Annotated in this window: 15 protein-coding genes; 9 read left to right on the top strand and 6 right to left on the bottom strand. The window is 53.5% G+C overall.

Annotated elements, in window-relative coordinates:
• Genes GOV45_RS03540 through GOV45_RS03550 form a run of 3 tightly spaced genes read right to left on the bottom strand, consistent with a single transcriptional unit; the run spans position 1 to position 2142 of the window.
• Positions 1-552, bottom strand: a complete 552-nt coding sequence (locus tag GOV45_RS03540) for an HdeD family acid-resistance protein (RefSeq protein ID WP_170474282.1) — start codon at positions 550-552, stop codon at positions 1-3.
• A gap of 38 nt (positions 553-590) precedes the next feature.
• Positions 591-1994 carry a 3-isopropylmalate dehydratase large subunit gene (leuC, locus tag GOV45_RS03545; protein WP_170474284.1) on the bottom strand — a complete coding sequence of 468 codons (1404 nt, stop codon included), beginning with the start codon at positions 1992-1994 and terminating at the stop codon, positions 591-593.
• A gap of 49 nt (positions 1995-2043) precedes the next feature.
• Complete coding sequence (locus tag GOV45_RS03550) at positions 2044-2142, bottom strand: isopropylmalate isomerase (protein ID WP_170474287.1); 99 nt, start codon at positions 2140-2142, stop codon at positions 2044-2046.
• A gap of 232 nt (positions 2143-2374) precedes the next feature.
• Here GOV45_RS03550 and rsfS point away from each other — a divergent pair, with 232 nt between their 5' ends.
• Genes rsfS through GOV45_RS03565 form a run of 3 tightly spaced genes read left to right on the top strand, consistent with a single transcriptional unit; the run spans position 2375 to position 3736 of the window.
• A complete protein-coding gene (gene rsfS, locus GOV45_RS03555; RefSeq protein ID WP_170474290.1) occupies positions 2375-2734 on the top strand; it encodes a ribosome silencing factor in 360 nt (119 codons plus the stop codon).
• 44 nt (positions 2735-2778) lie between these two features.
• Positions 2779-3249, top strand: a complete 471-nt coding sequence (gene rlmH / locus GOV45_RS03560; RefSeq protein WP_170474293.1) for a 23S rRNA (pseudouridine(1915)-N(3))-methyltransferase RlmH — start codon at positions 2779-2781, stop codon at positions 3247-3249.
• Between the two features lies 1 nt (position 3250).
• A complete protein-coding gene (locus GOV45_RS03565) occupies positions 3251-3736 on the top strand; it encodes a flavodoxin family protein (protein ID WP_170474296.1) in 486 nt (161 codons plus the stop codon).
• Positions 3737-3738: 2 nt separating this feature from the next.
• Here the strand turns inward: GOV45_RS03565 and GOV45_RS03570 are convergent, their stop codons facing one another.
• Together GOV45_RS03570 and GOV45_RS03575 are read right to left on the bottom strand one after the other, a co-directional pair.
• Complete coding sequence (locus tag GOV45_RS03570) at positions 3739-4086, bottom strand: hypothetical protein (RefSeq protein WP_170474299.1); 348 nt, start codon at positions 4084-4086, stop codon at positions 3739-3741.
• Positions 4087-4121: 35 nt separating this feature from the next.
• On the bottom strand, positions 4122-4832 hold the full coding sequence (locus GOV45_RS03575) for a DUF599 domain-containing protein (RefSeq protein WP_170474302.1): 711 nt from the start codon (positions 4830-4832) through the stop codon (positions 4122-4124).
• A gap of 81 nt (positions 4833-4913) precedes the next feature.
• Here GOV45_RS03575 and GOV45_RS03580 point away from each other — a divergent pair, with 81 nt between their 5' ends.
• The 6 genes from GOV45_RS03580 to GOV45_RS03605 all read left to right on the top strand — a co-directional run bounded on the left by GOV45_RS03580 (position 4914) and on the right by GOV45_RS03605 (position 11133).
• Entirely contained in the window at positions 4914-6362 is a 1449-nt protein-coding gene (locus tag GOV45_RS03580) for an FAD-linked oxidase C-terminal domain-containing protein (RefSeq protein ID WP_170474305.1), read from the top strand.
• Between the two features lie 25 nt (positions 6363-6387).
• Positions 6388-7488 carry a glycolate oxidase subunit GlcE gene (glcE, locus tag GOV45_RS03585; protein WP_170474310.1) on the top strand — a complete coding sequence of 367 codons (1101 nt, stop codon included), beginning with the start codon at positions 6388-6390 and terminating at the stop codon, positions 7486-7488.
• Positions 7489-7492: 4 nt separating this feature from the next.
• Entirely contained in the window at positions 7493-8815 is a 1323-nt protein-coding gene (gene glcF / locus GOV45_RS03590; RefSeq protein ID WP_170474313.1) for a glycolate oxidase subunit GlcF, read from the top strand.
• A gap of 118 nt (positions 8816-8933) precedes the next feature.
• On the top strand, positions 8934-9725 hold the full coding sequence (locus tag GOV45_RS03595) for a trypsin-like serine peptidase (protein WP_367648648.1): 792 nt from the start codon (positions 8934-8936) through the stop codon (positions 9723-9725).
• Positions 9726-9805: 80 nt separating this feature from the next.
• Positions 9806-10540, top strand: a complete 735-nt coding sequence (locus GOV45_RS03600) for a trypsin-like serine peptidase (RefSeq protein WP_254447888.1) — start codon at positions 9806-9808, stop codon at positions 10538-10540.
• Positions 10541-10665: 125 nt separating this feature from the next.
• Complete coding sequence (locus GOV45_RS03605; RefSeq protein WP_170474319.1) at positions 10666-11133, top strand: Hsp20 family protein; 468 nt, start codon at positions 10666-10668, stop codon at positions 11131-11133.
• 131 nt (positions 11134-11264) lie between these two features.
• On the opposite strand, the gene GOV45_RS03610 is transcribed toward GOV45_RS03605, so the two are convergent.
• Complete coding sequence (locus GOV45_RS03610; RefSeq protein WP_170474321.1) at positions 11265-12794, bottom strand: trimethylamine methyltransferase family protein; 1530 nt, start codon at positions 12792-12794, stop codon at positions 11265-11267.
• Positions 12795-12845: the final 51 nt, after the last annotated feature.

Raw genomic sequence — 12845 nt, forward strand, 5'->3', positions numbered from 1 at the left:
TTAAGCTTCTTTCGCTTCTGTTGTTTCGTTGGGTGCGCCCTTAACGAAGAGCGCCATGAAGACCAAGCCGAAACCGTTAAACAGCATCTCGATGCCCAGCAGAATGCCCAGCAGGCGCAATAGAACAGTCGGTTCCGCTGCTGCATAAGACCAGATGATACCTGCAAGTATGATCGACAAGATGCCTGAGATCAGTGTTGGCCAGAAGAACTGGGTTCCTCGCATCTGAAATGAGAGAATGATCCGCGCTATGCCACCCGCCATGAAAAGTATCAGAACTACGGTGGCTAATGTCAGCGTACCTTCTAGTGGGTTGTCCAGAAACGACCACCCGAGAAACAGCATGACGGCACCCATGACAAAAGACAGGATTTTATTACCTGCCCCTTCTACCGTGAACCCTCCGACAACCTGAAGTGCGCCGGATACCAGCAAAAGAATACCGGTAACCAAAGTTACGGTTATGGATGCGACATACGGGGCACCCAGCACAAAGATGCCGAACACTATGGATAGCAGCCCTAGCAAGAGCCATTTGACCCAATCACTCATTTCAGTCTCTCCCTCAAAAATCTAGATATGAGGGTAGCTTACATCAATTCGCGAACGTCTGTCAGCCGTCCTGTGATTGCTGCGGCGGCAGCCATCGCAGGGCTCAGCAAGTGTGTGCGTCCGCCACGACCTTGACGTCCCTCAAAGTTGCGGTTCGAGGTTGCCGCGCAACGTTCGCCCGGTTGCAACTGGTCCGGGTTCATGGCCAGACACATTGAACATCCGGCGAGACGCCATTCGAAACCGGCCTCTTTGAAAATTTCTGCCAGACCTTCTTCTTCGGCCTGAGCGCGAACAAGACCCGAACCCGGTACGACCATTGCACGCATCCCGTCTTTGATCTTCTTGCCCTTAAGGATCTCAGCAGCGGCGCGAAGGTCTTCGATCCTGCCATTGGTACAAGACCCGATGAAGACGGTGTCGATTTCCACGTCGCACAGTTTCTGACCGGCTTCCAGACCCATGTATTCAATTGAACGACGGGCGGCATCAACCTTACCGCCTTCAAAGTCCTCCGGGTGCGGTACAGTTGCGGTGATCGGCAATACATCCTCTGGGCTGGTTCCCCATGTGACGACGGGCGCGATGTCTTCGCCGCGAAGCATAACAACCTTGTCGAAATGCGCGCCTTCGTCTGTATAAAGCGTCTTCCACCAGTCCATCGCAGCTTCCCACTGCGCGCCCTTAGGAGCATGTGGGCGGCCTTTTACGTATTCAAAGGTTGTTTCATCCGGGGCAATCAGACCGGCCCGTGCACCGCCTTCGATCGCCATGTTGCAGACAGTCATTCGGCCTTCCATAGACAGATCGCGGATTGCTTCGCCGCAGTATTCGATGACATAGCCTGTGCCGCCAGCGGTGCCAGTCTCGCCAATCACGGCCAGAGTTATGTCTTTGGCGGTCACGCCCGGCTGCAATTTGCCGGTGATTTCTACCTTCATGTTCTTGGACTTCTTCTGGATCAGAGTCTGCGTGGCCAGAACATGTTCTACCTCAGACGTTCCGATGCCGTGGGCCAGTGCGCCGAACGCACCGTGGGTTGCGGTATGGCTATCACCGCAAACAACGGTCATGCCCGGCAGAGTCCATCCTTGCTCGGGGCCGACTATGTGGACAATGCCCTGACGGACGTCATGTACCGGATAGTAATGAATGCCGAAATCCTTGGCGTTTTTGTCAAGCGCTTCGACTTGTATGCGGGACTCTGGGTTTTCGATCCCGTTCGCTCGATCCGGCGTGGTTGGCACATTGTGGTCCGGCACGGCGATGGTCTTTTCCGGTGCGCGTACCTTTCGCCCGGCCATGCGCAGGCCCTCGAATGCTTGTGGGCTGGTGACTTCGTGCACCAGGTGGCGGTCGATATAAAGAAGGCTGGTGCCATCATCGGCCTCGTGCGCGACGTGAGCGTCCCAGATCTTATCATAGAGTGTTTTGGGGGACATTGGTCCTCTCCCGTATTGAATGAGAAATAGCTGGCGAGTGGCTGCGCGACTATAGGCGGGCCAGAACTGTGCGGGCAGCCCCAAAGAACCGTTCACGCAGACGCGCACGGTCTTGCAGGTCGATATTGGGGGCCTTATGAGGTCTCATAATCGGTCAGATATAGATACTGTCTGAGTCTATCAAGGTCTTAGCACACACTTGAAGATGCTATTGAGGCACAATTCTGCGAGTTTTCAGGGGCCTTCATTGAAATGTCACAAGGTGCTTGTTACCTTATACCTACCCCAGCGCCGGGGCTTGCAGGCGCGTAGCAAAGGAGGACAATGTCCTGTCTCTACATACTCAGGCGGGTTTGCCCGCCGATGAAGGGGCCAGCGTAATGGCCCACTCTCAGTCAATCAGCGACAAGCTGCTTGAACGTATTCTATCCTCACTTTCCGATGACAAAGCCGAAGACGTCGTGCAGATAAACCTGCAAGGCAAGTCATCTGTGGCCGATCACATGGTGGTCGCGTCAGGGCGGTCGACCCGACAGGTTTCGGCTATTGCGGGAAAGTTGACGGATCGCATCAAGCAGGAATTCGGTTTTACATCCAAAGTTGAAGGCAAAGATACCGGCGATTGGGTACTGATCGATACTGGCGATGTGATTGTCCATATCTTTCGCCCGGAGGTACGAGAATTCTATCAGCTGGAAAAGATGTGGCTGCCCCAGAGCGGCAGCGCCTCGGCTAACTGAGGCGCCATCCCGGCCTGTATTAAGAGGCTGGCGGCGAGAGAAAGATGCGCATTAGCATTATTGCGGTCGGTCGTTTGCGTGCCGGACCGGAAAAGGCACTGCTTGACGACTACCTGACCCGTTTTGAACGAACCGGTCGCGCATTGGGTTTGGGCCCGGTGCGAGTGGTCGAAGTTGAGGACAAAAAGAATGCCGGTGTGGGCGCAGAAGCCGCACTGTTGCGTAAGGCGCTTCCCAGGGACGCGGTTTTATGCACGCTGGATGAACGGGGCAAAACGATATCATCACCCGAATTTGCAAAGAAGCTAGGTGCTTGGCGCGATGCTGGTCGACAGGATTTGGCGCTGATCATAGGCGGAGCTGACGGAATAGACTCTAATCTGCGGGATGAAGCGGATTTTTCGATATCTTTCGGGTCGATGGTCTGGCCACATATGTTGGTCCGTGTGATGTTATCCGAACAACTATACAGGGCCGCCAACATATTGTCGGGTGGTCCTTACCACCGGATCTGAAATGGCGAAGCTGCTGATCGTTTTCCATTCTCGCACGGGTGGCAGCCGTCAAATGGCTGAAGCTGCCGCAGAAGCCGCGCGTGCAGAGACCGAGACCATTTTGAAATCAGCGGATCAAGCAGGGCCAGACGATCTGTTGCAATCCGATGGTTATATCTTTTGTGCGCCTGAGAATCTGGCGGCGATTTCAGGTTTGATGAAAGAATTCTTTGACCGCTGTTATTACCCTGTTTTGGGTCGAATCGAGGGGCGGCCTTATGCCCAGATGATTTGCGCGGGTTCGGATGGTGAAAACGCGGCCCGCCAAATGGCTAGGATTGCGACAGGCTGGAGGCTGAAACAAGTCCAACCAACCTTGATCCTGTGCACCCATGCCCAAACGCCCGAGGACATACAGGCCGAAAAGGTAATTCCAGAGCATGAATTGGAGCAATGCCGCGAAATCGGGGCAGCGTTAGCAGCCGGCTTAAGCATGGGGGTATTCTGAGTTTAATTCAGTGCCACCAATACGGTTTCATCGCCCCAACCATCAACATTGCATCGTGCCTGTACTTGCACCTGCGAAACGCCATCCGGAATGACGACACCGCCGAGCGAACGGGTGAACGGCTGTTCATTCTCATGCGGGTGATGCAACACGCGAATACCAAGCTCATTTCCTTGCATGTCAAGTATTCGCCAGCCATCGGCATAATGGTCCCAGCCTGTGTCAGGATGCCTGATCGCGACGTCGAAACTCCAGGTGTCGCCGTCGCGATCGGCCGAGACGTTCTCGATTGTTGGTGGATCGGCCAAAGCTGAACCGGTCATTAGAAGGCTGAGAATCAGATATCGCATGATCGAACCTTAGGGCCTGTCGGGGCCTGTTGAAATCACGTCTCTGTGTTTGGGGGCCGGGTCATTAACACAGTCCGGGAATGCGACACGAACTCACGCCGATACAACACGCCCAGTGTAATGAGAGAACTGACGATCAACGCAACCGGCCCAAGTATCCACGCTAATGCACCTAGGGCAAAATAAGTCACACGAAGACCTCGATTGAAACTTCTTGCGGCGGTGACGCAGATCTCGGCCGCCTGCGCCGCGCGTGGGTAGGCCTCGGGATCGTCAGGATCGTTCGGCACGGCTGCCATCAGAACGGCGCAGTATCCAAACAAACGATGTGCCCACACATATTTCAGAAATGCGTTCGCCAAAAAAAGGATTACGATCAATATCTTGACTTCCCATACCACTGCCGGCGCACTACCGATTGCCAAATCTTTGGCGACGCCTGCCAGGCGTTCGGTATTACCCATCAAAGCAACTCCGCCGCCGATGGCGATCATGGTGGTCGATGCGAAAAATGTGCTGCCCTGCCGCATCGTTCCGACGACTTGCGCGTCAAACATTCTGGGTTGCCGCGTTACCATTTCCCGCATCCACTTCCGACGGAAATCATCCATCATCATCGAAACGGATGGCTTATGCGCTGCAGGATGCTCGATCCTCCAGCCTATCCACAACCAAGCGCCCAGCAAAAACAGAATGGCGGCATAGTCCAAAGGGGAAAACAAAATTGCCCTGTCTATCCAAGTCATACCCGCGACAGTACGTCCGGAAATCGTAACTTGCCAGTCACTCAAATTGGTAATATTATTTTACCAAATGGAGGGATCGCCATGGAAATGCCTCAACCAAACCCTGAAATCCTGATGCGAAAGAACACGGTTCTTGCGCGATTGCGACAGGTTTTACCGTCCGACGCCATTATTCACGACGAGGCTGAAACCCGCGCTTATGAATGCGATGCCTTAACGGCCTACAAGTGCCCACCAATGCTGGCAGTACTGCCGTCGAACACTCAGGAAGTTTCGGATGTATTGCGCATTTGCCATCAAGAAGGAGTACCAGTTGTACCTCGCGGAGCAGGGACCTCTTTGGCTGGTGGGGCATTGCCGACGGCTGATTGCGTTATCCTTGGGGTCGCTCGGATGAACGAGGTTCTTGAAACCGACTATGACAACCGATTTATCCGGGTTCAGACTGGGCGAACAAATCTGAGCGTAACGGGTGCAGTTGAAGCAGAAGACTTTTTCTACGCGCCCGATCCCTCATCGCAATTGGCGTGCGCTATAGCAGGAAATATTGCGATGAACTCCGGCGGGGCGCATTGCCTGAAATACGGTGTCACGACCAATAATCTGTTGGGCGTAACCATGGTTATGATGGACGGTAGTGTTGTCGAATTCGGGGGCGCATTTCTGGATGCAGGCGGATTGGACCTGTTGGGTTTGATTTGCGGTTCGGAAGGGCAGTTGGGTGTGGTAACCGAGGCGACACTAAGGATACTGCGCAAACCCGAAGGCGCCCGACCTGTGTTGATGGGCTTTAGCGACAACGAGGTCGCTGGGCAGTGCGTTTCGGATATTATTAAGTCCGGAATCCTGCCCGTCGCGATCGAATTCATGGATCGCCTTTGCATTGAGGCTTGTGAGAACTTCGCAAAGGCTGGTTATCCTGAATGCGAGTCACTGTTGATTGTCGAAGTCGAAGGGTCAGAGGCCGAGATAGACAGCCAGCTTTCCAAGATCATGGAAATCGCAAAGCGCCATGACCCGGTGGAGCTGCGCCAAAGCCAATCCGAGGACGAAAGTGCTCGGATTTGGCTCGGTCGCAAGTCTGCCTTTGGGGCTATGGGGCAGATCAATGATTACATGTGCCTGGATGGGACAATTCCGGTGTCTTCCCTTCCTTATGTGCTGCGCCGCATTGGGGAACTGAGCGAGGAATATGGATTGGACGTCGGCAACGTGTTTCATGCTGGCGACGGCAATATGCACCCGTTGATCCTTTTTGATGCCAACAAACCCGGTGATCTAGAGAAATGCGAGGCATTCGGTGCGGAAATACTGAAGCTATGTGTTGATGCAGGAGGGTGCCTGACCGGTGAGCACGGAGTCGGCATCGAGAAACGCGACTTGATGACCCATCAATATTCACCGCAAGATCTGGAAGCCCAAATGCAGGTCAAGGACGTGTTTGACCCAAGTTGGTTGCTCAACCCGGCAAAAGTGTTCCCTTTGAGCGTCTCCGAGTCCCGCCGCGAAGCACAGATTGCGGCAGAATAACAGGCTCTAACAAAGAAGATTTGCTATGAAACCTGAAACTGAAGCCGAACTGGCGGAAATCGTGTCCAGGCTCAAAGAACCGGTTCGTATTGTGGGTGGTGGTACAGGTGGCATCCTTGAACCCGATGCAGAATTGAGTACCACAGGGCTGTCCGGCATCACACTTTACGAACCCGGTGCACTGACTTTGGTAGCACAGGCCGGAACCCCGGTCGCGCAGATCGAAAAACAACTCGCAGCAGAGGGTCAGCACCTTGCGTTCGAACCGGCAGATTATCGCGAATTATTGAGCACAACCGGGGAGCCGACCATTGGCGGCGTTGTCGCAGCGAATGTGTCTGGACCACGTAGAATACAATCTGGAGCGTGCCGGGACTTTCTGCTTGGTGTCCGTTTCGTCGATGGACAAGGAATGGTTATAAAAAACGGCGGAAGAGTGATGAAAAATGTCACCGGGTATGATCTGGTGAAACTGATGGCAGGATCGTGGGGGACATTGGGTGTATTGTCTGAAGTATCGCTAAAAGTTCTGCCAAAACCTGAAACAACAGCTACTCTTTCAATTCAAACTAACGACTTGGACTTGGCGATTCAGGCAATGTCAAAGGCCTTGCGCTCTCCGTTCGAAGTAAGTGGTGCCGCCTACGATCCGGAGCAGGGGCAAGTATACCTGAGAATTGAAGGTTTTAGTGAATCGGTAGATTATCGGAGCGAAAAACTACGCGTGGAGCTGGCCGAATTCGGCGATATCTCGGATAACAGCAATTCAGAAGCGCTTTGGACTGAAATTCGGGATGCAAACACGTTCGGGGGAATGGAAGGCGACGTGTGGCGCATATCAGTTAAACCCAGCGACGCGCCGCAGATAGTGGCAAAACTGGCGGCGAGAAAAACTCTGCTTGATTGGGGCGGCGGTTTGATCTGGGCGTTGGTCCCAAGCGGAGCAGATATACGTGCTCGCCTGGATCGATTTCAGGGTCACGCAACACTGGTGCGCGCTAATTTAGATACGTTCGACTCCCTTGGTCGTTTTCAGTCGGAAAATGCTGCAATTTCGGCTCTAACTAAAGGAATTAGGAAGAAATTCGATCCGCGGGGTATATTCAATCCGGGGATGATGGGATAACGCGATGCAGACGCATTTCACCGAAAAACAGTTGCAGGATCCGGCCATTCAGCGGTCCAATGAAATACTGCGCAATTGTGTGCATTGTGGATTTTGCACTGCGACCTGTCCAACATATCAAGTTTTGGGGGACGAGCTGGACAGCCCTCGCGGGCGCATCTACCTGATAAAGGACATGCTGGAAAATGAGCGTGTGCCAGACGAAAAGACCGTCAAGCATATCGATCGGTGTCTATCTTGCCTTGCTTGCATGACGACCTGTCCATCCGGCGTGCATTATATGCATCTGGTCGATCATGCGCGTGAGTACATTGAAAAAAAGTACAAGCGTCCCATAACGGATCGTGCTTTGCGATGGGTTCTGTCGCGAATTTTGCCATACCCAATGCGGTTTCGTTGGGCGCTGATCGGCGCCAAACTGGGGCGACCATTTAGGTTTCTAATGCCTGATGCCCGGCTGCGCGCGATGCTGGATATGGCCCCCAAGCACATTCCACCAGTCAGCCGCAATGACGACCCGCAAAGTTTTCAACCAACGGGGGACCGTAAAAAACGTGTCGCCTTGATGACCGGATGCGCACAGAAAGCATTGAACACAGATATAAACGACGCCACGATCCGATTGTTGACCCGGTTGGGTTGCGAAGTCGTGATCGCTGAAGGTGCGGGATGCTGTGGTGCTCTGACCCATCACATGGGTAAGTCAAAAGAAAGCCATGCTTCGGCGGCAGCCAATATTCGTGCCTGGGTGCGCGAAATGGATGACAAGGGTTTGGACGCTATTGTCATCAATACGTCTGGCTGCGGGACTACGGTTAAGGATTACACCCACATGTTCCGCAACGACGCGCTAGCTCAAGACGCTGAGCGCGTATCAAGAATTGCGATGGACGTGAGTGAGGTGCTGACTCAACTTGACCTGCCGGAGTGTGACGCCAAACCTATTTCGGTGGCTTATCATGCAGCGTGCTCCCTACAGCACGGACAAAAGATCAAGTCGTTTCCAAAAGAGTTGCTGCAAACAGCAGGATTCACTGTGTTAGAGCCTGCTGACAGCCATCTTTGTTGCGGGTCAGCAGGAACTTACAACCTGATGCAACCCGTGATTTCCGCAAAATTGAAGGACCGCAAAGTCCGCACGCTGGAGGCTACGAAGCCAGACGTCATCGCCGCTGGAAATATCGGATGCATGATGCAGATCGGATCAGGGACAGAAGTGCCTGTCGTTCATACGATTGAACTATTGGATTGGGCGACTGGTGGTCCCATTCCGCGAAAATTGCACGCGGGTTCCGCAGCCGCAGCATCCGTACCAATGTTGCGCTAAATTAACATGCGTTATTCTCGCATCAGTATTCAGCCGAAACTCTGGGTGCAGTGATTGCCCTATTTTCGCCTTACGCGGCGCGTATGACCTTTGGTCGGACACAAGACCGGAGTAAAGCGTGCGAAATTGGATAGTTGTCTTAGTAATGGGCATTCTGCCTGCAGCGACAGCTGCACAGGATTCCGGGCTCAAAAGCCTGAAAACTACGGACGCCGGACGGCAATGGATGGCCGTCGGTCGACTGGACATCGATGGAACAGGGTTTTGCACGGGGGCGTTGATATCTCCTACTCTGGTACTAACTGCAGCCCATTGCCTGTACGACAAATCCACGCGTAAACGCATAGATCCAGCGCGGATCGAATTTCTGGCGGGATGGCGGCTTGGCTATGCTTCTGCCTATCGCGCCGCGCGACAGATTGTCATTCACCCCCGCTATCAATACGACTCTGACGCCACGGCTGATCGAGTCCGTCATGACATCGCTTTGATCGAGCTTTGGCAGCCAATCCGGAACACCTCGGTGATACCATTCGAAACTGGCAGCAGACCGTCCCGCGGCGAAGATGTAGGTGTCGTGTCTTACGCTCATGACCGTGCAGAAGCACCGTCCTTGCAAGAAGTGTGTTCCGTTGTGGCGCGACAGTCAGGCGTTTTGGTTATGTCCTGCAACGTCGATTTTGGAGCTTCGGGCGCGCCAATCTTTTCATTTGAGGGGGATCAACCCCGGATCGTTTCCGTGGTCTCGGCCAAGGCCGAGTTGGAAGGAAGCCGTGTGGCATTGGGCGCGGCGTTGGAAGAGTCACTGGAAATATTGCAGGTCGAATTAACTGAAGGTCGCGGGCATACATCCGCATCCGGTGCCGGAAGTACAGGGAAAAACGTAGGCGCGAGATTCTTGAAACCGTGAAACGGCTTCTATTAAAAACAGCAATTTGCCTGGTAGTTACGGCGTCAATTGTTCAAGCACAGACTGGCAACCAACGTCGTTTGACGGATCGCGATGACCTTTACGGTTGGGAGGCAGTCGGGAGATTAGACATTGGTGAACAGGGGTTCTGCACGGGAACATTGATAGCGCAAGATTTGGTGCTCACTGCAGCACATTGCGCCTTGGACAAATCTACAGGCGAGCCGTATGCGCCCGGTGTGTTAACATTTCGCGCAGGGCTAAGCGATGGCAGATCGCTTGCTGATCGCAAGGTTGTTCAGATCGCTGCCCCCTCCGACTTTGTCGCTAATAACCCGGTTTCCGCTCGTCGCGTCCGCCGTGATGTTGCACTGATGCGGTTGGAAGAGCCGATACCTTATTCAATCGCCAATCCTTTTGCCCTGCACAGTGGGCGGCTGTCGGGAACTGAGATAAGTGTCGCGTCTTATGGGCGCGGTCGGACAGAGGCTATTACGCGCCAACGTTCCTGCCGCATCCTGCAACGTGGGCAGGGAATAATCAGTTTTAACTGCGATGTTACTCTTGGATCGTCCGGGTCGGCCATCCTTGCTAAAAGCGGTCCGCGTTGGCAAATTCTTTCAGTCGTGTCCGCAGTCGGGTCTGACGGGCGTAGGAAAGTTGGCTACGGGATGGAATTGTCCGAAATTGTGCCCGAACTGAAGGCAATCTTGCACAGAGACGCCCCACGTCCGGCGGTTACGATCCGAAGAATACAACCAGGATCGAACAGGTCCACGTCTGGCGCGAAATTCATCAGCTCTGATGGGTCTTGAACTGCGCCAATTGCCTACCCATGTGAACTGTATCGGATCGCCTGAAAGGGATCCGTAATTCACCTTTGCTCGTCCGATAGGAGGGCAAGAAATCGTAAATCGCTCAAAGATGAGGATAACGACACATGCGTAGTTTTGATTTTGCACCGCTTCACCGTGCGACTGTTGGGTTTGACCAGATCGCGGATATGATGGATCGGGTATTGACCAATGACGTGGCACAACCCAGCTACCCGCCTTACAACATTGAAAAAACAGACGCCGACACATATCGGATTTCGATTGCTGTCGCAGGCTTCGCCGAAAGCGACTTGTCAGTCGAGGTAAAGGAAAATGCCTTGATCGTGGCTGGCAAAAAAGCCGCTGACGACAAAGAGCGCAGCTATCTACACCGTGGTATTGCGACCCGCGGGTTCCAGAGACGCTTTGCATTGGCCGATCATGTGCGCGTCACCGGAGCAAGCCATGAGAACGGAATGCTGAACATCGACCTTAAGCGCGAAGTTCCAGAGGCGCTTAAGCCGCGTCGGATCGAGATTTCCTCGGCAAATGCAATCGAAAAGGACGTGGTCGACGCCAAAGCCGTTAACTAAGGCCATAGACCACCTTGCGATAGTCCAGCCTATAAGAACTATCGCACAATACGCCCCGCGTTCCTCCAGGCGCGGGGCTGTGTTGTTAAAGACATGTTCGTCGAAACTGCAGGCGCGGAGCCTAATTTAACTCAATGTATTATGTTGAACCGTGCGCGGATCGCATCCTCTTGCTGTGCGTCAAGATAGTTTGGGTGATACTCTTTTAGAATTTCACGCGCACGATTATTAGCAGCGGCCCATGTGTCTGGTGCTCCGCTATCAGCCCAGACCCGGGGTTCGCTTCGATCCGCAATTGAAGGATAAAAATAATCCCGCTCCATCGCGGCGAGGGTTTGAGGGCCTCCAAGAAAGTGACCATCGCCAAGTACCGCCTCGACAATTGCGTCGAATCCCAGATTGTTCTCTGTGACCTCGACACCTCGAAGAGCACGATAAATTCCGGAATGCATTTCATCGTCAAGGATGAAAGCTTCGAAGCTGGCTCCAAGCAACGAGGCCGTCATACCTGAACTTTCATATATCAGGTTCCCTCCGGCCAATGCCGCAGCCAGTGCAGTCACGCCTTTTTCGCTGCCATATTGCGCGTCAATCGCCTTGGCGTCGGTCATCGAGCTTGCGACTCCGGAAGGTAAACCAAGCCAGTTTGACAGTTGTGCCGATGCAGCATTGAGGAGTGCCGTTTCGCCACTCCCGCCAGAAAATGCACCGGTTCGCAGGTCGATTACAAAAGGCCAATTGGAAAATATCATTGGAAAGCCGGGTCGTATTACATTGACCATAACTAAACTTGCCAGCGTCTCTGCCAGCGACTGTGCGAGAAATCCAGCCAATGTCGCAGGCGCAGTTGCCCCAGCTTGCGCTGCGGTGATGCAGGATACGGGGATATTGTGGGCAATACACTCATATACCACATCTACCGCGTCCGCCCCGAACCGCATTGGAGAAATCACTGGGCTTATATGCGCCTTCATAAAAGGCTTTTCTTCAAATGTTGAAAGTCCACCAGCGGAAATGTCCAGCATCCCCATGATAGGAGCGACATGAGTGGCATGCGTAAAAGCGGTCCCGATAGGTTTGGTCGTGTTCTTCAAGAGGGCATAGATCGTGTTGACGTCTAAATCGTAAGTGTCTGGTACATCGGTCGCGATGCAGCATCTGGTGAACCACGCCACATTGGCAAGCGTATCCTGCAGGCGTGTAAAGTCATGAAGATCTGTAAGGGTTGAAGGGCGGTACAGTCCCGTGTTCAAATCCAAAGTTTGAACTGCGGCGCCGCCAGTTCCAAAGTAAACGCGTTCTCCTCCCACCTCTATCGATCGCGTCCTATCTTTTCCATGCAGCGTAAATGTCTTTGCCGCGTTGCCGATGGACTCCTCGACAAGCGCAGAGGGTAGCAAGATGCGTCCGTCGCCCCGATCCTTCGCTCCGACGTTTTTCAGATCTGCAGCCAAGCGCTCGGGGACTTCGCCCATGCCAAGATGTTCAAGGAGTTTCAGCGCAGTTTCGTAAATTGCCGTTATGTCTTTGTGCGACAGAGGCTGATACATACCTCCGGTCTGACCGGGTGGGCATGGGTTAACCTCTGGCTTAGCCGCACGTTTCGCTAATCGCGTTTCGCGACCGCCTCTTTTTTTGGTTCGACGATGCGGTTCAGCCATCAGCCCTCCTGCTTTCTCATGAAGCAACTACACAGAAGGTGGCGTGTTTTT

It is taken from the genome of Ruegeria arenilitoris, assembly GCF_013035425.1.
Taxonomy (GTDB): Bacteria; Pseudomonadota; Alphaproteobacteria; order Rhodobacterales; family Rhodobacteraceae; genus Ruegeria; species Ruegeria arenilitoris_A.